Annotated in this window: 16 protein-coding genes, 1 tRNA gene and 1 pseudogene; 10 read left to right on the top strand and 8 right to left on the bottom strand. The window is 57.7% G+C overall.

What is annotated here, in order from left to right; genetic code table 11:
• Positions 1-3: 3 nt before the first annotated feature.
• A tRNA-Ala gene (locus tag ACLEIV_RS12900) sits at positions 4-79 on the bottom strand.
• Positions 80-368: 289 nt separating this feature from the next.
• Positions 369-1,781, bottom strand: a complete 1,413-nt coding sequence (gene gltX / locus ACLEIV_RS12895; protein WP_410457048.1) for a glutamate--tRNA ligase — start codon at positions 1,779-1,781, stop codon at positions 369-371.
• 205 nt (positions 1,782-1,986) lie between these two features.
• On the opposite strand from gltX, the gene ACLEIV_RS12890 reads away from it, so the two are divergent.
• Positions 1,987-2,535 (top strand): LysM-like peptidoglycan-binding domain-containing protein, encoded by a 549-nt coding sequence (locus tag ACLEIV_RS12890; protein WP_410457047.1) that lies wholly within the window; start codon positions 1,987-1,989, stop codon positions 2,533-2,535.
• Positions 2,536-2,843: 308 nt separating this feature from the next.
• Here ACLEIV_RS12890 and ligA read toward each other — a convergent pair whose 3' ends face one another.
• Entirely contained in the window at positions 2,844-4,877 is a 2,034-nt protein-coding gene (ligA, locus tag ACLEIV_RS12885; RefSeq protein ID WP_410457046.1) for an NAD-dependent DNA ligase LigA, read from the bottom strand.
• A gap of 80 nt (positions 4,878-4,957) precedes the next feature.
• The gene (zipA, locus tag ACLEIV_RS12880; RefSeq protein WP_410457045.1) at positions 4,958-5,971 is read right to left on the bottom strand and encodes a cell division protein ZipA; all 1,014 of its coding nucleotides are present in this window, start codon (positions 5,969-5,971) and stop codon (positions 4,958-4,960) included.
• A gap of 354 nt (positions 5,972-6,325) precedes the next feature.
• On the opposite strand from zipA, the gene cysZ reads away from it, so the two are divergent.
• A complete protein-coding gene (cysZ, locus tag ACLEIV_RS12875) occupies positions 6,326-7,087 on the top strand; it encodes a sulfate transporter CysZ (protein WP_410457044.1) in 762 nt (253 codons plus the stop codon).
• Here the strand turns inward: cysZ and mepK are convergent.
• Positions 7,051-7,599, bottom strand: coding sequence for a peptidoglycan L,D-endopeptidase MepK (gene mepK / locus ACLEIV_RS12870; RefSeq protein WP_410457043.1), 549 nt, complete (start codon positions 7,597-7,599; stop codon positions 7,051-7,053). The two genes, cysZ and mepK, sit on opposite strands and share 37 nt — an antisense overlap.
• Positions 7,600-7,863: 264 nt before the next feature.
• A complete protein-coding gene (locus ACLEIV_RS12865; RefSeq protein WP_410457042.1) occupies positions 7,864-9,492 on the bottom strand; it encodes a L,D-transpeptidase family protein in 1,629 nt (542 codons plus the stop codon).
• Positions 9,493-9,775: 283 nt separating this feature from the next.
• Between ACLEIV_RS12865 and cysK the strand changes: the two genes are divergently transcribed.
• The 6 genes from cysK (at position 9,776) to dsdA (ending at position 16,850) form a co-directional block, all read left to right on the top strand.
• Positions 9,776-10,744, top strand: coding sequence for a cysteine synthase A (cysK, locus tag ACLEIV_RS12860; RefSeq protein WP_410457041.1), 969 nt, complete (start codon positions 9,776-9,778; stop codon positions 10,742-10,744).
• A 316-nt stretch (positions 10,745-11,060) separates the two neighbouring features.
• On the top strand, positions 11,061-11,570 hold the full coding sequence (gene crr / locus ACLEIV_RS12855) for a PTS glucose transporter subunit IIA (protein WP_410457040.1): 510 nt from the start codon (positions 11,061-11,063) through the stop codon (positions 11,568-11,570).
• 81 nt (positions 11,571-11,651) lie between these two features.
• Positions 11,652-11,933, top strand: coding sequence for an HlyU family transcriptional regulator (locus ACLEIV_RS12850; protein WP_410457039.1), 282 nt, complete (start codon positions 11,652-11,654; stop codon positions 11,931-11,933).
• Positions 11,926-13,971 carry a tRNA(Met) cytidine acetyltransferase TmcA gene (locus ACLEIV_RS12845; protein ID WP_410457038.1) on the top strand — a complete coding sequence of 682 codons (2,046 nt, stop codon included), beginning with the start codon at positions 11,926-11,928 and terminating at the stop codon, positions 13,969-13,971. Before ACLEIV_RS12850 ends, ACLEIV_RS12845 begins: the two co-directional genes overlap by 8 nt.
• Before the next feature lie 87 nt (positions 13,972-14,058).
• Entirely contained in the window at positions 14,059-15,390 is a 1,332-nt protein-coding gene (locus tag ACLEIV_RS12840) for an alanine/glycine:cation symporter family protein (protein WP_410457037.1), read from the top strand.
• An 89-nt stretch (positions 15,391-15,479) separates the two neighbouring features.
• Positions 15,480-16,850 carry a D-serine ammonia-lyase gene (gene dsdA, locus ACLEIV_RS12835; protein WP_410457036.1) on the top strand — a complete coding sequence of 457 codons (1,371 nt, stop codon included), beginning with the start codon at positions 15,480-15,482 and terminating at the stop codon, positions 16,848-16,850.
• Here the strand turns inward: dsdA and ACLEIV_RS12830 are convergent.
• Complete coding sequence (locus ACLEIV_RS12830; protein WP_410457035.1) at positions 16,827-17,420, bottom strand: transglycosylase SLT domain-containing protein; 594 nt, start codon at positions 17,418-17,420, stop codon at positions 16,827-16,829. The two genes, dsdA and ACLEIV_RS12830, sit on opposite strands and share 24 nt — an antisense overlap.
• 216 nt (positions 17,421-17,636) lie before the next feature.
• On the opposite strand from ACLEIV_RS12830, the gene ACLEIV_RS12825 reads away from it, so the two are divergent.
• Positions 17,637-19,895: an Orn/Lys/Arg family decarboxylase gene (locus ACLEIV_RS12825; RefSeq protein WP_410457034.1), complete on the top strand. Its 2,259-nt coding sequence runs from the start codon at positions 17,637-17,639 to the stop codon at positions 19,893-19,895.
• Between the two features lie 1,332 nt (positions 19,896-21,227).
• Here the strand turns inward: ACLEIV_RS12825 and ACLEIV_RS12820 are convergent.
• Positions 21,228-21,986 carry an iron ABC transporter ATP-binding protein gene (locus ACLEIV_RS12820; RefSeq protein WP_410457033.1) on the bottom strand — a complete coding sequence of 253 codons (759 nt, stop codon included), beginning with the start codon at positions 21,984-21,986 and terminating at the stop codon, positions 21,228-21,230.
• A gap of 180 nt (positions 21,987-22,166) precedes the next feature.
• On the opposite strand from ACLEIV_RS12820, the pseudogene ACLEIV_RS12815 reads away from it, so the two are divergent.
• A pseudogene (locus ACLEIV_RS12815) lies at positions 22,167-22,454 on the top strand (transposase); the annotation flags it as partial.
• Positions 22,455-22,636: the final 182 nt, after the last annotated feature.

Raw genomic sequence — 22,636 nt, 5'->3', positions numbered from 1 at the left:
AAGTGGTGGAGCTACGCGGGATCGAACCGCGGACCTCTTGCATGCCATGCAAGCGCTCTCCCAGCTGAGCTATAGCCCCGCTTATCTTTCTTCCCGGACCATGTCCGTTCAGACGAGGCGCATAATAGGCAGGGTGCCTTTTTGTGTCAACCAGAAAATAAAAAAAGCCGCGCAATCAGTCATTTTTTAACCTCACTGCTGAGATCGCCGCCAATTCAAGCCGTCAGCCTGTCTATTGGTGACAAATCCAGAGCAGGAGACAGGCCGTAAACCGGCATGTGCTTGCAAACAAAGACATTCAGCAATAAAAAACGGCGCTGTCTGGGACAGCGCCGTTTTTCCTGCAGCTTACCGCTTGAGGCCCGGTTTTAACCCTGGGCGCGTTCGGCGATAAAACCCAGTGCCATGTCGATACGGGCCAGCACCCGCTCCTTGGTCAGCAGCGCAATGACACCGTCGATGGCCGGCGACTGGCCGATGCCGGTCACCGCCACGCGCAACGGCATGCCGACCTTGCCCATGCCCAGTTCCAGCTCGGCGGCGGCGGCGTTAACGACCTCGTGAATCGCCGGTGCCTGCCAGTCGGTCAGCTCCGCCAGCTTGGCACGTACCAGCGTCAGCGGCTCACCCGCCACCGGGCGAAGATGCTTCTTGGCAGCACCCGCCTCGAACTCGGCGAAGTCTTCAAACAGATAGCGACTCTGGGCCGCCAGCTCTTTCAGGGTGTTACAGCGCTCGGCAAACAGGGTCACCAGCTCGGCCAGAGACGGACCCTTGCTGGTATCGATGCCCTGATCCTGCATATGCCACTGCAGATGCTCGGCCACTTCGGCAGCAGGCAGGGTCTTGATATAGTGCTGGTTCAGCCACAACAGCTTGTCGGTATTGAAGGCAGAAGCAGACTTGCTGATGGCGTCGAGCGAGAACAGTTCGATCATCTCTTCCAGCGAGAAGATTTCCTGATCACCATTGGACCAGCCCAGACGTACCAGATAGTTGAGCAGCGCCTGAGGCAGATAGCCGTCGTCCCGGTACTGCATCACACTGACCGCGCCATGGCGTTTGGACAGCTTGGCACCGTCGTCGCCCAGAATCATCGACACATGGGCAAATTCCGGCACCGGCGCGCCCAGAGCCTGATAAATGTTGATCTGGCGCGGGGTGTTGTTGATATGGTCTTCGCCGCGAACCACATGGGTGATTTCCATATCCCAGTCGTCCACCACCACACAGAAGTTATAGGTGGGTGCGCCATCGGTGCGGCGAATGATGAGATCGTCCAGCTGATTGTTGCCGGTTTCGATGCGACCTCGTACATGATCCTCGAATACAACTGTACCTTCGGTCGGGTTCTTGAAGCGGATGACACAAGGTGCATCGGCGGCGTGCTCATGAGCGCCGTGACGGCAGGTACCGTCGTAGCGAGGCTTTTCGCCGTCGGCCATCTGCTGCTCACGCAGCGCATCCAGTCGCTCGCGAGAGCAGTAGCATTTATAGGCTTTGCCTTCGGCCAGCAACTGCTCGATAAGCGCGTTATAACGGTCAAAACGCTGAGTCTGATAATAGGGACCCTCGTTCCAGTTCAGTCCCAGCCAGTTCATGCCTTCCAGGATGGCGTCGATGGCCTCCTGAGTGGAGCGTTCCAGATCGGTATCTTCGATACGCAGCACGAATTCACCCTGCTGATGACGGGCATAGAGCCAGGAATACAGGGCCGTACGGGCACCACCTACGTGGAGAAAGCCGGTGGGGCTGGGAGCAAACCGCGTTTTAACTGTCATTCTTTCTGCCTTAGCTGGTAAATAAAGCCCAAATGAGCTTGGGTTAAACAAAGTGGCGACTATTTTAGCACCCGCCTGTAACGGGTTAAACGCTTTGTCATCGAGTTGGTCGCGTCGCCAGCAACAAACGCTTCAAAAGGAGCTGCCCGACCGCTTGTCGGCCGCACGGCCCGCAGATACACTGATGGCCACGAGGTGCCTAATCATGACCAGAAGACAATCAGCAATGAAACAGAACAAGCCGGATTCTTTCGGCACCAAACTAAATCAACTGACCCTGCCTGCCAGGCAAGGGCTGGGCCAGGCACTGGATTGCTGGCCGCGGCTACCCCGCATACACAAAATCGGGTTACTGGCACTGGTACCCGCTTGGTTGCTGCTGCTGGCCTGGCAACCGGCGCCAGCGCCATTGGCGGCACCGGTAACCGGCAGCCTGAGTCTGCCGCTGTCTGCGGCCGAAAAACGGGAAATTCCGGTACCCGATGGCGGCAAGCGCATCGATCACACCCTGGCCCAGGGCGAGACACTGGCCGCCCTGTTCCGCCAATGGCAGTTGCCGGGTCATGATCTTATTGCCCTGGTGCGGGCAGAGCCGTCCTACAAGCCGCTCAGTAACCTGCGCGCCGGTCAGGACCTGACCCTGGTGCTCAACAGCAGCGGCCAACTGCATTATCTGGAAGTCAGAGACAAGGGCCTGCTGCTGAACGCCTTTCGCCGCATGGGCCAGGAATTCAGCATGCTGACCACTCAGTAACCAGAGTCGGCCTGCGACACAATGAGGCCACAGGGTTACCTCCCCCGACACGCTTCAAGTGCATCCATGTAACGCTCAGTAAATTCCATCCCTGGCGGTCAGATGGGGCGGCTGAGCCCCCAGGGGCGAGTTTTCTCGCCGTGACGAGCCGTTTCGGCCTGACCGAATATCCAGTGAATATTCGCAGTAGGCTGAAACAGCGAGTGTCATGTCATACGGCATGTCGGCAAAATAGTGCCCTTTGCCCGATTTCCTGCTGTTATCAAAAAACTTGTGGCGCAGAGACTGAGTGCTTACTCACAACTCTTTTACCTGTGTTCTGCCAGCAACATCAGCAGTCCGTCTTCGTCCATGATGTCGATGCCCAGCTCCTGGGCCTTCACCAGCTTGGAGCCTGCCGCTTCACCGGCCACCACGCAACTGGTTTTGGCCGATACCGATCCTGCTACCTTGGCGCCCAGCGCCTGCAGTGCCGTCTTGGCATCGCTACGGGACAATTGCGTCAGGGTACCGGTCAGCACAAAGGTCTGCCCCGCCAGCGGCTGGGCATCGACGGCCACCGGTTCAATCGTCGGCCAGTGCAGACCGCAACCACCCTGTTCCCGAGGATCCGTCAGCGCCAGTACCACCTCCAGGTTATGAGGCTGGCGGAAGAAATAGTAAAGGTGCTTGGCCACAATTTCGCCCACATCCGGCACCGCCAACAGGCTGTCTACCTCAGCGTTCATCACCGCCTCCAGGGTCAGAAAGTGTTGCGCCAGGTTGTTGGCGGTCGCCTCCCCTACTTCCCGTATCCCCAGCGCATAGAGAAAGCGAGCCAGGGTAGTGCTGCGCGCCTTCTCCAGTGCCGTCAGTAACTTGGTGGCCGATTTGTCGCCCATTCGTTCCAGCCCCGCCAGATCCTGATGATTCAGCCGAAACAAATCCGCCGGGGTCTTGATCTTGTCCTGCTCCACCAACTGATCGATGAGTTTGGTGCCCAGTCCCTCTATATCCAGCGCCTTGCGCGAAGAGAAATGCTTGATCGCCTCCTTGCGTTGAGCGGCACAGAAGAGGCCGCCGGTACAGCGAGCCACCGCCTCCCCTTCGATACGCTCAATGTCCGAATCGCATACGGGGCAGCAAGCCGGAAAATCGATGGCTCGGACATCTTCGGGCCGTCGGTCCAGTACCACCGCCGCCACCTGGGGGATCACGTCTCCGGCCCGGCGCACTATTACCGTATCGCCAATCATCACCCCCAACCGGGCAATTTCGTCGGCGTTGTGCAGGGTCGCATTGGACACCATCACCCCGGCCACCCGCACCGGCTCCAGCTTGGCGACCGGGGTAATGGCGCCGGTGCGACCGACCTGAAATTCCACATTCAGCAGCCGTGTCAGCTCTTCCTGCGCCGGAAACTTGTGGGCGGTGGCCCAACGCGGCGCCCGGGCCACAAAGCCGAGCCGCTCCTGCAGCGCCAGTTCGTCCACCTTGTAGACAACCCCGTCGATTTCGTAGGGCAGCCGATCGCGCCGGTGCAGAATATCATCGTGATATTGCTCACAGCCGGCCCTCCCCTGCATGCGTTTCACCTCGGGGCTGACCGGCAGCCCCCAGCCCTTGAGCCGTTGCAGAATATCGAAATGACGCTCGCCCAGCGGTTCGCCTTCGACCAGGCCGACCCCGTAACAGTAAAAGGCCAGCGGCCGCTTGGCGGTCACTCGTGAGTCCAGCTGGCGCAGGCTGCCGGCGGCGGCGTTGCGCGGGTTGGCAAACACCTTGTCACCGCAGGCCCGGGCCGCCTCGTTCATTCGTTCGAATCCGGCGCTGGGCATGAAGACTTCGCCGCGCACTTCCAGTCGGGCCGGCCAGTCGTCGCCTCTCAGCCTGAGCGGTATCGCCTTGATGGTACGCACGTTTTCGGTAATACCTTCGCCGGTGCTGCCGTCGCCCCGGGTGGCGGCCTGTACCAGCCTGCCCCGTTCATACAGCAGGCTCACCGCCAGGCCGTCGAGCTTGGGCTCACAGCAGAACTCGATGGGGGCGTCACTGCCAAGCCGGCTGTGCAGACGTTTTTCGAAGGCGGCCAGCTCATCGTCACTGAACACGTTATCCAGCGACAGCATCGGCAGGGCGTGGCGTACCTCGGGGAAGGCAGAGACCGGAGCACCGCCTACCTTCTGGCTGGGCGAGCTCGAGTCCAGCCATTCGGGATGAGCCTGCTCCAGCGCGATCAGCTCGCGCATCAGCCGGTCGTACTCCACATCCGGCACCGTGGGGGCATCGGCCACATAATATTGTTCGTTATAGGTGTCGAGTTGTTCGCGCAGGGCAAGAATTCGGGCTTGGGTATCGTTCATGGGGCTATTCCGCTTAAACAAAAAGTGCGGCCCTCGGCCGCACTTTATTATTACAATCAAGGTTACAGGGCACAATATGGTTATTGGGCCTGACTGTCGTAGTTTCTCAGCTGCTCGCGGCAATGGGCCAGATAATCGGGGCTGAGCGGACTACGCTGGCCATCCAGCAGCAGGGCATCCAGATCTTCGGCCATGTTTTCGGCCGTTTGCACCATCAGATTGAAATGATTCTTGGCCATACCGGGTTTCGGTAGCTGCATGAACATCGACACCCCGGGGGTGCTGAATTGGGCCATGGCATTGAGGTTGAAGGTGCCGGGCTTGACCATGTTGATCAGGCTGAACAGCGCCTCACCCTGAGGGGTCGGGGTCTGGTGGCGATGAAAAATATCCATGTCACCGAAACAGAAACCGGCGTCAGTCAGGGCCCGGGTCAATTCGCCGCCTGCCAACTGCTGATTGGGACGGGCCACCAGATTGATGACATAAACGTCCTGCCAGGTCTTGGGGACTTCTCGCCGCGGAGCGGCCACCTCGGGGACTGATTCCAGCTCGGCATCATGGACGGGGTCGGGTGCAAGCTCTGGCTCGGGAGCATACTGCGGCTCGACGATGTCGGCGCTGGGCGCCGGGGCAGCCGGCTCGTCGAACAGGGGATCAATCTCACCCTGGCGATACTGGCGCTCACGTTGCTGTAATTCGGTTTCGGCAACGACCGGTTTGTCTGCAGAAAAAGGCCTGGCGGCAGAAGCGGCTTTTTTAGCCGGCGAAGGTGTCGTCGGCGTCAGTCCGATGCCGGGTTCGTCTTCATCGTCGTCGTTAATGGCAGAAAAATGCGGGGATGTTTGCCAGTCATTCTCGTCTTCATGCTCACGGCGCAAGGTTTCGGCCTTGTGCGTACCCAGTACCCGCACCTTGCCGATACCATCACGATCAAAGTCGTCGTCGCCGGCCGCTCCATTCACTACCTTGCCTATCGGTTTTTCACGCATCGGCTTTTGACGTCCTTTCTGGCTGGTCCACAGCCCGTGGATCAGCAAGGCGGCAATGGCCACCGCACCCAGAATGATCAAGATAATTCGCAAATCCTGCATTATCGCTTCTCTAAAGTTTTTGCCTGTATTCAGCCATGTTGCCAACGCAAGCGGTAATCTGATGACTCGAGCCAGCATATTATCAAAGACACCGACAAGGGTATGTTTACCATACGGGTTTGACAAGAGTCATCTCGGTGAGTAACGGATAAAAACACGCATTTTGCACCTATTTATCCCTCAGAGGACCGATACTGGTGCTGTCAGGATGCCTGGGGCCGGATACAGACAGAATTCATACCCGCTGTCGTTTACCCTGTGCTACGACAGGCTGCTTCGCGACGACTTCCATCCCCGGGCTTGGCAGCCCGCCCAAGGCTCTCTAATATATGTTTTTTTCTAAAGGAAGCCTTAATGCCTGCCACTTACCATACGGCCAGCGGTCCACAGTATCTGCTCAAGGGGTTGTCCCTGATCCGGGAGCCGGATTTACGCCTCTTCGTGCTGATTCCGCTGGCGATCAATCTACTGCTGTTCGGTGGCGCCTTTTACTGGCTTTACTTGCAGCTGGGGCAGCTGTTTACCTGGTTTGAGGGGATGATTCCAGGCTATCTGCAGTGGCTGAGCTATCTGCTCTGGCCTCTGGCCATTATCACCATCGCCGTGGTGTTTTCGCTGATGTTCACCAGTTTTGCCAACCTGCTGGCCGCCCCCTTCAACGGCCTGCTGGCCGAACGGGTAGAGCAGAAGCTGACGGGAAAGAAACTGCCCGACAGCAGCTGGGCCGCTCTGGTGCGGGATACTCCCCGCATGCTGGGCCGTGAAGTGCGCAAGATGACCTATTATATACCCCGCGCCTTCGGCTGCCTGCTGCTGTTTCTGGTGCCCGCCTTCGGACAAACCCTGGCGCCGCTGATCTGGTTTGCGTTCAGCGCCTGGATGATGGCCATTCAGTATTGCGACTACACGTTCGATAATCACAAGATCGATTTTGATGTGATGCGCCGCTCACTGGCGCAGAAAAGACGGCTCAGCTGGGGCTTTGGTGCCAGCGTCGCACTCTGCTCCGGCTTGCCATTTATTAATCTGCTGATCATGCCGGTGGCGATTTGCGGCGCCACCGCTCTGTGGGTCGATCATTACCCCCAGCTACGTACCGGCCCGGTGTCGAGATGAATAAAATCTGACGAGGGATAATAGCCGACTCCGCCTACCTTCAGCTGCAAGGCGGCCTTGCGGACGTCGGCCAGCGGCACCTCGGGCAAGCGCAGATCGATGGCTTTTCCCTGCATATGAAAGCTCTTCTTGGCCACGCCGTTGCTGTTTTGGCGCAGCATGGCATTGGTTTTGGGTGAACGATAGCCGGAGATAATCTGGATCTCTCCGGCTTTGCCCAACCGATGTTGCAGCAAAAACAGCTGATCGAACAGCTTGGGGTCGATGTCATGTACCTCGTTACTGCGAAAGTCGCGCATCACCTGGTTAAAGGTGCTGAGTCCTTCCTTGAGGTAATGGCCTTCTTCCCAGAAGCTGGCAGTGACCTGTTCACCGGTGTGTAGATTGTGCAGGCTCAACTTGCGTACCGGAGCGGACAAACTGGCCTGTGCCGGCAGCGACACCAGTGACGCCATCCCCAGACCACCCATTCCCATTAAAAAGCGACGACGATCCACGCCACGCTTCAACATATTTTCTCTTTCAAACATTATTTCAAACTCATTTTTCAATACAACAAGGGGACATCAGCCAGACCCAAGCCCGGTTGATCAGGCAAGCGCTACCAAGGGAGAGCTGAACAGAAGGCCGCCTTCGCCCGCTACAGGCATTGCCTTTCGGTTATTCGATGTCACCGTATGCATAACAAACGGGCGGAAATTATCCTATAAAGGATTAAATAATCAACAACCATTGGTTATAAGGCCGCCGTAAACGACGGCCTGACCGGGTTGAGGCTAGCCGGAAGTGAAGGGGCTGGACAAGGCTCGATCGAAATCATAAATATCGTTGCGAAAGCGGGGCAAACCATCGGAGCCCAGCCAGCCCGGCCAGTACACCATGAACACCGGCAAGGGCTGAGCCACCCGCAACCAACGAGTGACACCGCTGCCTTTCAATGCCGCCAGCCGCTCCGGGCTCATTTGTCCACTCAACAACCAGTTGGCCAGCTGTTCCGCGCCCTCTACCCGTACGCAACCGGAGCTGAGTGCCCGGCTGTCGCGGGAAAAGAGGCTACGGCCCGGAGTGTCATGCAGATAGATGGCATCGTCGTTGGGGAGATGAAACTTATAGGCACCGAGGGCATTGCGGGCTCCTGGTTTTTGCCGTAATCGATAGGGAAAACCACCGCCGTTATAAAGCCGGGCCTGCCATTCGGCCCTGGGCACCAGGCCGGCACCATCGAGCACCTCGAAGCCTTCCCGCTCGATATAATCGGGCTCCCGGTACAGCCTGGGCACTATGTCCCTTTCGATAATGGAACGCGGTACATTCCAGGGCGGGTTGAGCACCACATTGGTGATCTTGCTGGACATAATGGGGGTCCTGCGCTGGCCTTTACCGACGATCACGTCACTGTCCAGCACCACCACCTGGTCCTGATAAAGTCGTAGACGGTATTCGGGAATATTCACCAGCAGATAGGACGACGGCAACTTGTCGCCAATCAGGGTTCTCAGCATGCTGCGCATCAGCAACTGGGCCCGCCGAAGTGGAGCCACATCCAGCCAGGCGAAGGTCTGGGGACCGATAACACCGTCTACCTGCAGACCATGTCGCTGCTGAAAATCACGAACAACCCGTTCCAGATCCGCATCATATACTTCTGGGTCATGGATGGGGCTGACATCGACGAATGCGCTCCGGATGCCATCAAGCGACACTCTGTCATCGGACACCACAACGCCATCGACCACACGGCTGCTGTCGAGGACAGCGGCATTGTCGATCGGGCTGACGGTATCGCTGTCATCGGTGTCATAAGGAGCACCTGTGTCATCAGACACGACGGAAAGGGAGGCTCCAGTCTCCGCCGGCATATCGCCCAGCAGCCGCAGTCGCTCACGAATATGGGGAACCACGGCGACACGTTCTCCAGGACGGACGGTTGCGGTACGCAGCGCGGGCCAGGGCTCAACATTCAGTGCCAGCAGCCGGGCCAGCTGCTGCTGCAATTGTTCATGAGAGGCGTAACCCGGCGCCAGCTTCTGTACCAGAACATGGCGGCGCCGCTGCTCCGCCGCCAACAGCAATTCGCTCTTGTCCTGCTCCTGGAACAAAAGAGGAACGTCAGTGGTACTCAGATACTGGCGATCAACGAAGGATAACGAAGCCCAATATCGCCAGAATGCCTGCATACCCAGCAATAAACGATCGTCAGCTTCATCGGAGGCGCTATCAACCGACACCGCCTGTTGCCACCACAGGGTCAGCATGGGGTGCACATCGGCCAGCGCCAGTTCCAGCCCCTGTTGATGCAACTGCAGACGAGCTTCGGGCTCGTCCTGCCAGGAGGAGGCAGCCGCGCTGCTCATAGCGGCACAAAACAGCAACCACAGCCCGAACACCACACGAAACCCTGTCATTTCACCGCTCATCATTTTGCTGCTCGCCCATTCCCTGAATTGAATACCTGCCAAGTTTCACAGTACACCCGGACATACATCAAGGGATAATATCCCCTTCATGACCTACCTTGATAACAGACCCTTGATTCATGCACCACCTGTCAGTTCGACAACAATGGAATACCAACCTATCACTTTATAACATATGGTTATAACCATTCGTCATTTCTCATTCTATAAAGAATGGTTAAGCTGACAATATAGATACTTCTGGTGTTACTGAACCTTAGGGATAGCCGTGATGAGCAACATTTTTGAAGATAACTCACTGACCATTGGTCATACTCCGCTGGTCAAACTGAACCGGGTCAGCAAGGGACGAGTACTGGCCAAGATAGAAAGCCGCAACCCCAGTTTCAGCGTCAAGTGCCGTATCGGCGCAAACATGATATGGGATGCCGAAAAACGGGGTGAACTGGTACCCGGCAAAGAGCTGATTGAGCCCACCAGCGGTAACACCGGTATTGCGCTGGCCTTCGTGGCCGCCTCTCGTGGCTACGCCATTACCCTGACCATGCCCAACACCATGAGCATGGAACGCCGTCAGCTGCTGAAAGCCCTCGGGGCCACTCTGGTACTGACCGATGGTGCCAAAGGCATGAAAGGCGCCATCGAAAAAGCCATGGAGCTGAAAGAAACGGCACCGGAAAAATACGTGCTGCTGCAGCAATTCAACAACCCGGCCAACCCGGAAATCCATGAGAAAACCACCGGTCCCGAACTGTGGGATGATACCGACGGCGAGATCGATGTGTTCGTGGCCGGCGTCGGCACCGGCGGCACCCTCACCGGTGTGTCCCGCTATATCAAGAACACCAAGGGCAAGGCCATTACCACTGTTGCCGTCGAGCCGGTCGAATCACCGGTGATCACTCAGGCCCTGGCCGGTGAAGAACTCAAGCCTGGTCCGCACAAGATTCAGGGCATCGGCGCCGGATTTATTCCCGGCAACCTGGATCTGTCTTTGATCGACAGGGTCGAGCAGGTATCCAGCGAAGATGCCATCGAGATGGCCCGCCGCCTGATGAAGGATGAAGGCATTCTGGCCGGCATCAGCTCTGGCGCCGCCGTGGTGGCCGCCAATCGCCTGGCCGAATTGCCCGAGTTTGCCGACAAGACCATAGTGGTGATACTGCCCAGCTCCGGCGAGCGTTATCTCAGCACCGCCCTGTTCCAGGGCATCTTCACCGAGCAGGAACTGCAAGCCTGATAGGATAAATCACTTGCCACAGGTGCTGTAGCCAGGGCAAGTGACGCCGGTATGGACACAAGTCCAGTCAGGTTTTCCGGAAGCTCCCGGTATTCCCGCGCAGAAGGCGGGAATACCGGGCAAAAAGGCGCAGTACAGCCTCGACTCTCGTCGAATATTCCTCCCTTCTCAAGCTCCCCATGTACATTGACGCTCCAGCCCTTACAATGATGGAAGTCTTTGCCCAAGCTTAATATTTTCGGATCGATTTACCCCCTTTCTCTTGAGAAAGTCCGTCTGTTATCATCATCATAAAATAATGCCAGGAGCTGATATTATGGGTCTGTTCGATAAACTGAAAAGAATGGTGTCTGACGATACCGGTGAGACCAGCGGCATCGATATCTTCGCCCCTCTTTCCGGTGAGCTGGTCGCCATCGAAGAAGTACCGGATGTGGTGTTCGCCGAAAAAATAGTGGGTGACGGCATCGCAATCAAACCCAGCGGCAACAAGATGGTTGCCCCCTGCAACGGCACCATCGGCAAGATATTCGAAACCAATCATGCCTTCTCTATCGAATCCGATTCAGGCCTGGAACTCTTCGTCCACTTCGGCATCGACACCGTGGAGCTCAAGGGTGAAGGTTTTACCCGCATCGCCCGGGAAGGCCAGCAGGTGAAAAAAGGCGACACCATCATCGAGTTCGATCTCGCGCTGCTGGAAGCCAAGGCCAGGTCCACCCTGACTCCCGTGGTTATATCCAACATGGATGAGGTCAAGGAAGTCATCAAGCAAGGCGGTGCCGTGACCCTGGCCGAAGACGTGATAATGCGCGTCAGGAAGTAACCCGGTCTGCTGTTGCAAGGCGCCGCAGCGGCGCCTTTTTTGATGGCGACCTTATTCACCGTTACAGGAAAACTCATCGCCATGTTCAACTGGCTAAAAAAATGGTGCCAACAAGGTGCCTCTGCTGCCGCTCCCCGTGTTGAGCCCGCATCCTACCAGGGCTTCGACATCTACCCCGAGCCCATGGCCGAGGGCGGCCAGTACCGGCTGCACGGTCGCATCACCCGGCTAAAAGACGGGAAGCTGCAGGAGTATCGGCTGATCCGTTCAGATCTGCTGCCGTCGGCCGAGCAGGCCGCCGAACTGATGATCGCCAAGGCCAGGCGGGTGATCGACGAAAATGGCGAACGCATTTTTGACTGAATGGTCACACTGGCGCCGGCAGCTGCGCCACAACGGCGAACGCCGCCTGCTGGTGCTGAGTGGCAGCCAGGAGTGGGCCATAGCCCGGGCCGGCGAACTCGTCGATGACAACGGCAACGGTAATTGCCTCTGGCTGGGCGAGGCAGCCGCCGCTCGAGCGTCTTGCCCCCAGAGCAAGTTTCAGGTGGCTCTCGGCCAAGAATACGACAGCCTGGTGTTCAACGCCTATAGCGGCCTGCATCCGGATGCCTTCGGCGCCGCCGCCGGTGCCGTCATGGCCGGTGGCATTGTGTTGCTGCTGTGCCCGCCCCTGTGTGAATGGCCGGCTTATGCAGATCCGGATCTGGTGCGCTATGTGGCCCTGCCGGAACAGGCCGCAGGGATCAACAGCCATTTTCTGCATCGTTTTACCTCCCTGTTACGACAGGACGCAGAGGTGCTGCTCTGGCATCAATCAAGCCCCTTTCCCGCCCTGCCCGCGTTGTCTCGCACTCTCTGGCAGCCAGTGCGCGACCGCCGAGGCTGCCTGAACTCGCAGCAACGCCATGCGCTGGCAATGATGCTGCAAGCCGCCCGCCGCCGACAGCCGCTGGTACTGACCGCCGACCGGGGCCGGGGCAAGTCCTGTCTGCTGGGACTGGCTGCCGAACGACTGCTCGCCGCCGACTACCGGGTATTGCTGACCGCTCCCAGCCCGGGGGCCGCCGCCCAGGCGCTGGCGCAATGTGATGGGCCACTGGACTTTATTGCCCCGGACGCCCTGCTGGCCCAACAGCCAGATGCAGACATACTGCTGATCGACGAAGCTGCCGCCATTCCTGTGCCCATGCTACTGACCCTGGCCCGACGCTATTGCTGTCTCTTCGCCAGCACTGAGCACGGCTACGAAGGGACCGGACTGGGCTTTCAGCTGAAGTTTCAGCCGGCGCTGACGGCATTGGTGCCTGACTGGAAGAAGGTTCATATGGATACGCCGGCACGCTGGAGCCTGCGAGATCCGCTGGAGCCACTGGTATTCCGGTTGCTCGCCCTCGATGCGGACCCGGCCACGCCGCCTCGGGAAGGCGAACTGACCCTGCGCAGGGTCAACCGCCAACAGTTGCTGGACGATGAACGGCTGTTGCAGCAGCTGTTCGGCCTGCTGATCCTGGCCCACTATCAGACCCGCCCCAGCGATCTGCGCCAGCTGCTGGACGCCCCCGACTTGAGCCTGGTGGTCGCCTTTCGTGCCGCTATTCCGGTGGCCGCCGCCCTGCTGACCCGGGAGGGCGCACTGCCTCCTGCGCTCGGTCAGGCCATCTGGCGCGGCCAGCGCCGCCCTCGCGGCCATCTGTTACCCCAGTCGCTGGCCTTTCATGGCGGCATTGAGGAAGCTTGCCGGTTCAGCTACCAACGGGTGATGCGTATCGTGGTCCATCCCCATTGCCAGCAGCAGGGCATCGGGTCACGGCTACTAAACTGGCTGCAGCTGGAATCACAGCAGCAAGAGTACGATTTTCTCGGTGCCAGCTTCGGGGCCAGCACCGAGTTGCTGGACTTCTGGCAAAACAACGGCTTCGGCGCCGTGCGTATCGGTCTCGGTATCGATGGAGCCAGCGGCCTGCATGCGGCCATGATGCTGTGGCCACGTTCCCCTCAAGCGCAACAAATGTTGCCGTTGTGGCAGGGCCAGTTCAGCGCCAACCTGACCTTTTACCGTCGGGGGCTGCTGCGAGATCTGCCCGATGCCTGGCGGCGGCACCTGAAACTGCTCCCCCCCGCTTCGGCCGCCACCCGTGATAACACCATCGCCCATGACTTCGCCTTCTACCACCGGGATCTGTTGTGCGATCAAGCGGCCCTGGCCCGTTTTATACAGGCGAACGCGCCGCTCACGCCCCTGTCTCGGTGCCAGCAACAACTGCTCCATGCGCTACTGGCACCCGGTGCTGTTCCTGCCGAGGTGGCACGACAACAGGGCCTGCCCGGGCAAAAAGCCGTCATCCAGCAATGTCGCCTGCTACTGCGTCATTTTTTTTCGGTTCCATCCGACACATAAAATCATTATTCATTTACCGAAAACAGCGCTAGGCTAGTACAGTAAAGTCCTGTTGATTCAATATTATTCACGCGAGGAGCCGCGCAGATGGAATTGCTTACCGAATTACTGACTTCAATCAATGGCGTGGTCTGGGGCGTCCCCATGCTGGTGGGTATCCTGGGGCTCGGCCTCTACCTTCAGCTCGGGCTCGGCCTGATGCCCATCCGCAAACTGGGTACGGGCTTCAGGCTGCTGTTTTCCAAAGCCGAAGCCGGCAGTGGTGAAATCTCGCCGTTCAATGCCCTGATGACGGCGCTTTCCGCCACCATAGGGACGGGTAACATCGCCGGGGTAGCCACCGCTATCTTCTTCGGCGGACCCGGCGCCCTGTTCTGGATGTGGATGACTGCCCTGGTCGGTATGGCCACCAAATATGCCGAGGCGGTCTGCGCGGTCAAGTATCGGGAAACCGACAAGCTCGGCAACCACGTCGGCGGCCCCATGTACTACATCAAGAACGGCCTCGGCGCCAAGTGGGCCTGGCTGGGAATCGCCTTCGCCGTCTTCGGCGGCATCGCCGGTTTCGGTATCGGTAATACGGTGCAGGCCAACTCGGTGGCCGATGCCCTCGACTCCTCCTTTGGTATATCCCATGTCACCACCGGCATAGTACTGATGGTGCTGGTGGGCATGGTACTGATTGGTGGTATCCGCTGGATCTCCGAGGTGGCCGGCAAGCTGGTACCACTGATGACGGTAGCCTACTTCAGTGCCGGCATGGTGGTACTGGCCATGAACCTGAGCGCCATTCCCGCCGCCTTCGGTCTGATTATCGAACATGCCTTCAGCCCCGTGGCCGCCCAGGGTGGCTTTGCCGGCGCCGCCGTGTGGGCCGCCATTCGTTTCGGGGTGGCGCGCGGGGTCTTTTCCAACGAGGCAGGCCTCGGCAGTGCGCCCATTGCCCATGCTGCCGCCAAAACCGACAGCCCGGTGCGCCAGGGCTTGATCGCCATGCTGGGCACCTTTATCGATACCATAGTAGTCTGTTCCATTACCGGTCTGGCCATCATAGTCACCGGCAGCTGGACCAGCGGTGAAGCCGGGGCTTCGCTTACTACCCTGGCCTTCTCGCTGGCCATTCCCGGCGGAGAATACATAGTGGCTGTGGCACTGGCCATCTTCGCCTTCACCACCATCCTCGGCTGGAGTTTCTATGGCGAGAAGTGCGTGCAGTTTCTGTTTGGCGTCAAGGCGATAGTGCCCTTCCGCATCGCCTGGGTGCTCGCCCTGCCTATCGGCGCCACCCAGTCGCTGGAGTTTATCTGGTTGATGGCCGATACCATGAACGCCATGATGGCCATTCCCAACCTGATTGCACTGGCCCTGCTGAGTCCTGTCGTGTTCCGCCTGACCAAGGATTACTTCGCCAAACAGTGATCTTTATCGCCGGGGAGGAATGGCATCACTACAGCCATCTCCTTTCCGGCTGGTATACTGTCCCGAGCCCATTTTCAGGACTCGATACCATGCACTCACACCCCAGCTACTCCAGAGAGGCTATCGCTCATCTCTGCCAGACTCATCCTCTTGTCGACGCGCTGATGGCACTGCAACCGCTCAGCTGGTTCAATCCTGAACGGCAACCTGTCGAACAGGCCTTGCCCGCCGTGGGTTTGACCGCCAGTGATGTCGCCGATGCCAGCCAGCGACTGACCCGATTTTCCCGCTATTTCTGCGCCGCCTTTCCCGAAACAGCCTCCGGCGGTGGCTTGCTGGAATCGCCGGTGCAGGCCATCCCGGCCATGCAACAGGCGCTGACGAAACGCTATGACCAGTCCATCGATGGCAGTCTGCTGCTGAAACTGGACAGCCAGCTGCCCATTTCCGGCTCCATCAAGGCCCGCGGAGGCATCTACGAGGTGCTGCAACACGCGGAAAAGCTGGCGCTGAAAGCCGGTCTGCTGCATTTGGACGACGATTATGCCCGTCTGCACAGCGAGGAATTTCGCGAGTTTTTCGGTCGGTACAGCATCGCCGTCGGCTCCACCGGCAACCTGGGGCTGTCTATCGGCATCATCAGCGCCAAACTGGGCTTCAAGGCCAGTGTGCACATGTCGGCCGATGCTCGTCAGTGGAAGAAGAACATGCTGCGCAGCCACGGGGTGACAGTGGTGGAATACGAGAGTGACTACTCGGTGGCGGTGGCTCAGGGCCGGGCGGAAGCCGAACAGGATCCCAACTGCCACTTCGTGGACGATGAAAACTCGGTGCAGCTGTTTCTGGGATATGCGGTTGCCGGAGAACGGCTCAAGGCCCAACTGGCGCAACAACATATCAAGGTAGACAAGGAGCATCCGCTGTTTGTCTATCTGCCCTGCGGCGTGGGTGGTGGCCCCGGCGGCGTGGCCTTTGGCCTCAAGCTGGCCTTTGGCGACGCGGTACACTGTATCTTTGCCGAGCCGACCCACTCGCCCTGCATGCTGCTGGGGGTCTATACCGGTCTGCACGACCATATTTCGGTACAGGATCTCGGCATCGACAATATCACCGCCGCCGACGGCCTGGCCGTGGGCCGCGCCTCCGGCTTCGTGGGTCGCACCATGGCGCCCATGCTCGACGGTTTCTACACCCTGAGCGATGAAGAGATGCTGAGCCTGCTGGGATTACTGCACGAGCAGGAAAATATTCGTCTGGAGCCCTCCGCCCTGGCCGGTATGGTCGGTCCTGTGCGGGTATTGCAAGAAACCGAAGGCTACCGCAAACGACTCGGGCTGACTCCGGATCGACTGGCCCGGGCTCATCACCTGGTGTGGGCTACCGGCGGCGGCATGGTGCCGGAGCCGGAAATGACCCGCTATCTGGCTCAGGCGGCTTCAGCCAAACCAGCCGCGGTTTAACCGGTCCTTGCACTGCCAGTACTGGCCCGCGTAGCGTTTGGCGCGGGCTTCTACCTTGCGTGATGTTTTCAGCAGCCAGCCTTTGCGATGGTGGCTGCCGCGGCGGTAGCCACCCCAGCCCTCGTGATAGTTCAGGTACTGACCATAGGCATCCCACTTCGACACACCGTTGATCCTGCTGGTCTTGCTCATGTACCAGCCCATGAAGTCGATGGCATCGTCGAAGTCGTCCCGGCTCGACCAGCCGTTGCCGCTTTCACGCTGATAATCGCCCCAGGTGGCTTTCTTGGCCTGGGCATAGCCATAGGCATTGGAGGCCCGACCGTAAGGGATAAACAGAAAATAACGCATCGGCGGCCGGGCATCGTGTTTGAAGCTGCTTTCCTGATACATCATCGCCATGGTCACATGTACAGGCGCGCCCCATTTTTCCCGTGTTTTTTGGGCGGCCTTGTGCCAGCTGCCATGCTGCTCGAAAATGGCGCAGATATTTTCCGGGTTGCGGGGCGGCGAGGCGGCACAGCCGGTCAGCACCACCGCAGCCAGTAACCAGCCTGCGGCTTTAGCCATAAAGTTCATCGAAGCTCGTCATCATCAGCGAAGGGTGACTGCAAATAGTGCCTGCAGTTAACCGGGATTTCCAGTGAGGGCACGCCTCCACTTTTCTTCATTTTTAATCATCAGTTGTGCATAACCATTTTTTGTCAGCCCCGACACTAAGCAGTAGAATAGGCTCAGGACGGGCTCGGTTATCGAGCATCTTTACCGGAAACTCAAGGAAACCCGATGCGCTTTTATTTCCCCATCATCATTATTGATGAAGATTTTCGCTCCGAGAACACCAGCGGCTCGGGCATTCGTGAACTGGCCGCCGCCATCGAGAAGGCCGGTATGGATGTGGTGGGTTACACCAGTTACGGTGATCTGACCTCGTTCGCCCAGCAGCAGAGCCGGGCCGCCGGCTTCGTGCTGTCCATCGATGACGAAGAGCTGGCCGGCAGCCATGAAGAAGCCCACTCGGTGCTGGAACAGTTGCGCCGCTTCGTGGAACAGATACGCCATCGCAACCCGGATATCCCCATTTATCTCTACGGCGAGACTCGCACCGCCCGTCATATTCCCAATGCCATACTGCGCGAACTGCATGGGTTCATTCACATGCACGAAGATACTCCCGATTTCGTGGCCCGGCATATCATCCGCGAGGCCAAGGGCTACCTGGACACCCTGGCGCCCCCCTTCTTCCGCGCCCTGACCCATTATGCCCAGGACGGTTCCTACTCCTGGCATTGTCCCGGCCACTCGGGCGGCGTCGCCTTCCTGAAATCCCCGGTCGGTCAGATGTTCCACCAGTTTTTCGGCGAGAATATGCTGCGGGCCGATGTGTGTAACTCGGTGGACGAACTGGGCCAGTTGCTCGATCACACAGGCCCGGTGGCGGCCAGCGAGCGTAATGCCGCTCGCATCTTCAACGCCGATCACCTGTTTTTCGTGACCAACGGCACCTCCACCTCCAACAAGATAGTGTGGCACTCAACAGTGGCGCCCGGCGATATAGTGGTGGTCGACCGTAACTGTCACAAGTCGATACTGCACGCCATCATGATGACCGGCGCCGTACCGGTGTTCCTGATGCCGACCCGTAATCATTACGGCATTATCGGCCCCATACCGCGCAGCGAATTCGAGCCGGCCCGCATCCGCGAAAAAATGGAAGCCAATCCCTTCTGCCGCGAACTGCTGGCCAAGAACCCGAGCCTCAAGCCGCGAGTGCTGACCATTACCCAGTCCACCTACGACGGTATTCTCTATAACGTGGAAGAGATCAAGCATCTGCTCGACGGTGAAATAGAAACCCTGCACTTCGACGAAGCCTGGCTGCCCCACGCCGCCTTCCACGACTTCTACGGTGACTATCATGCCATCGGAGAAGGCCGCCACCGCTGTCAGGACTCCATGGTCTTTGCCACCCAATCAACCCACAAAATGCTGGCCGGCCTGTCACAGGCGTCACAGATACTGATACAGGATGGCGAGGCCAATCGTCTCGACCGCGACGTCTTCAACGAAGCCTATCTGATGCACACCTCCACCAGCCCGCAGTATGCCATTATCGCCTCCTGCGACGTGGCGGCGGCCATGATGGAAGAGCCTGGTGGCACCGCCCTGGTGGAAGAGTCACTGGCAGAGGCTCTGGAATTCAGGCGCGCCATGCGCAAGGTGGGTGATGAATACGGCAGCGACTGGTGGTTCCAGGTCTGGGGACCGGATGATCTGACCGATGACGGCCTGGATGATCGCGATGCCTGGATGCTGCACCCCGACGAAAGCTGGCACGGCTTCGGCGAGGTAGAGTCGGGCTTCAACCTGCTCGATCCCATCAAGGCGACCATACTGACGCCGGGACTGAACATGCAGGGCGAGTTCTCCGACAGCGGCATGCCGGCGGTGGTGGTCACCAAGTATCTGGCCGAACACGGTATCGTGATCGAAAAGACCGGTCTCTATTCGTTCTTTATCATGTTCACCATCGGCATCACCAAAGGCCGCTGGAACAGCATGGTCACCGAATTGCAGCAGTTCAAGGACGATTACGACAACAACGTGCCCTTGTGGAAGGTGTTGCCCAAGTTCATTCAGGGCCACCCCAGCTACGAGCGGGTGGGCCTGCGTGATCTCTGCGATCAAATCCACCAGATCTACAAGGAAAACGACGTTGCCAGGCTGACCACGGAGATGTATCTGTCGGATCTGGTCCCGGCGATGAAGCCCGCCGATGCCTTCGCCAAGATGGCGCACAAGCAAATGGAGCGGGTGCCGCTGGACGAACTGGCCGGCCGCACCACGGCGGTGATGGTGGCGCCCTACCCGCCGGGTATTCCACTGCTGATCCCCGGTGAGGTATTCAACGAAACCATCATCAGCTACCTGAAATTCGCCCGCGAATTCAACAGCCGCTTCCCCGGCTTTGAAACCTATATTCACGGTCTGGTCGCCGAAGACGATCAGGGCACCACCCGCTATTTCGTGGATTGTGTGGCCTGAAGCAACACGGCTCCCACTTCGGTGGGAGCCTCCTGTCCTGATTTTCCCTCTCCCCCTCCTCCCGGTTATGTGATCCCGTTTGTTGATTTTTTGTTAGCGTTAAGCCGCCGTCTTTGCTGGTAGCATTCACGAAATACAGGTGCAGTTGCTGATGGGCGAGCTGCCCTCGCCCATCAAGCCACCGTCTGGCTGCGTATTCCGCACCCGGTGACGACTGCGTCCATAGCAACCCCTTGTTGGAAGGCAACTCGGCATAGGGTGGCCTGTTTAAACGTCGCGACAGATACGGAAATGAGTGAATGCGGAGAATAAACGATGGGCCTGACGAGGCCAGGCCCAGAAACGATCATTTGTCATATAGAACAACACAAGCACACTCTTCTTATTTGTTTATCGCCGGCGCAGTCTTTCAATAGCATAGAATCGACATTAACTCTTCATGTTCTTCATGCACTTCATCAATCAACTCACACAGCGCAAGTGCGTCACCGTGCGAAAGATCCAACTGAACACTTCCGGGGGAGTCTCTGTCTTTTTCATTACACACGAGTAATATTCCCTGTTCCGTGGGCTTGAAATTCATAAGCTCTAACGCACTACGAATATACTGCCGCCTCTCCGGCACCTCTATTTCTATGGTGCAACACGGATTAATCGTTATATAAACATAGAGAGAAGTGTCACTTTGCAGGGGATAACTACACCTTCTGGCTAACATCATTGTCTCCTCTATTATTCAACTCGATCAGAGAGAATCTCTCTCGGACAGAGAGCAAACAAAACAGAACAACTTCTGCATGGCGCATTAAGGTTAGCCTAGTTATCACAGCTTGCATCGCAAGCGCGATATTTCACCACTATGACATTAGTAATTTCGGTCGATTCTTTCGGTCTCAATAGGCCGTTGTGATCAAATAAGAACCGGGACAGCCTGTTTCTACCGGGCTTTCGGCCCTTGACTGACCGGCTGACGAACAGGCATACCAGGCCCTATGACTTTGTTCATGGCTTTTACCCCGGCCCGGATTTCACCGACCTGGCTGTGGTAGTTACGTAGGCTCAATGTGGAACTTACCAACTGTTTGCATCGGGAAAAGAGAGGTGTAACTTACGCCGGATCCGGCGTTTACCCCTCGAGTTACCCTATGCCCAAGTGGTGGTGGCAGTGGTGATCTTTCCGTCACCGAATTGAATGACTCTCTGGCTGCTTATCATGTTATTGGCGGCGGCCTGACGCTGTTTGGCGTCTTATTGTTGGAACGTGGACACAAGCACTGCGCCAAACCTGATGTGGAGAAAGCACTCGCTTACTAGGCATCATCAGTCTGCGGCCTAACCGTAATACAGGCAAATGCGCTGGCCGCGGATCTCGGCGATATCGAACCAGGTTTCATAGATATCGGACAGCACGGCCGACTGGATCACCTCGCTCACCGCGCCCTGAGTGATCACCTGGCCGTTTTTCAAGGCAATAATATGATCGGCGTAACAAGAGGCAAAGTTGATATCGTGTATCACGATCACCACCGCCTTGTTCAGCTCGTGAGCCAGTATGCGGATGTTGCGCATGATCTGCTGCGAGTGCCTGATGTCCAGGTTATTAAGCGGTTCATCCAGAAACACATATTCGGTATCTTGCGCCACCACCATGGAAATAAAGGCCAGTTGCCGCTGGCCACCGCTTAACTCATCCAGAGAACGGTGTTGAATATCGGTGAGATCCAGGTAGTCGATCGCCTTGTCGATCACCCTTTTATCTTCAGCCGTCAACTTGCCGCCGCTGTGTGGGAAACGACCAAACGCCACCAGTTCGCGCACACTAAAGCGCATGTTCAAATGGTTGGCTTGGCGTAAAACTGCCAACCGTTTGGCCAGCGCCTTGGTCTGCCAGTCGGCCAGCTCTTTGCTGTCGATAATTACCTGACCACTGTCTTTGCTTAGCAGCCGACTGGCCATGGAGAGCAAGGTGCTTTTGCCGGCGCCATTGGGCCCGATAATGGCAGTCACTTGCCCGGTTTTAAAACAGGCAGAGGCGTTGTCCACCACCATTTTGCTGCCAAATTGTTTACTTAACCCCGTTAGTTCGATCATGGTGCCTGCTCACATCGTTATATTTTTTGCCGAACCAGCAACCAGAGAAAATACAGGCCGCCAAAAAAGTTGATCACCACACTCAAGGTGGTATTCAAGGCGGCGTTGTTTCCTAAACCAGGGGACTATCTGACTCTCCCGTGATCCGATCTCCTAACAGACGGACTCAGGAGCAGACAGATGGGTAAGGCGCGACACAACATCAGCAATTGGCGGCAGTACAATCGAGCCTTAATCAATCGTGGTTTACTCACTTTTTGGCTGGATAAACAGGCCATCCATCCGTGATATAGCGATGAACATCATGGCCGTAGAGGTCGCGGTTTTCACTACAGCGACAGTACTATCGAAATCGTGTTAATGCTCAACGCATTACTAGAAGGCTTCATCAATTCCCTTTTTTAGTTGATGGATGCCCCGATCACGTCGCTAGGATACAGCTGTATCTGCAAACGGGCTCTAACCGTCACAAAATGGTCACAGTTTGGTCACGAGGGGGGAGTTGGCAAACGGGAATGGATGGATTTATTGAACGGCAGACAGCAAAAAACCCTTAGCTTTCAAAAGCTAAGGGCTTCTCTAATAATGGCGGAGTGGACGGGACTCGAACCCGCGACCCCCGGCGTGACAGGCCGGTATTCTAACCAACT

Source organism: Oceanisphaera submarina (genome assembly GCF_046521305.1).
Lineage (GTDB): Bacteria > Pseudomonadota > Gammaproteobacteria > Enterobacterales > Aeromonadaceae > Oceanimonas > Oceanimonas submarina.
The sequence above is the reverse complement of the archived record's forward strand: the minus strand, read 5'-3'. Positions and strand labels throughout refer to the sequence as shown.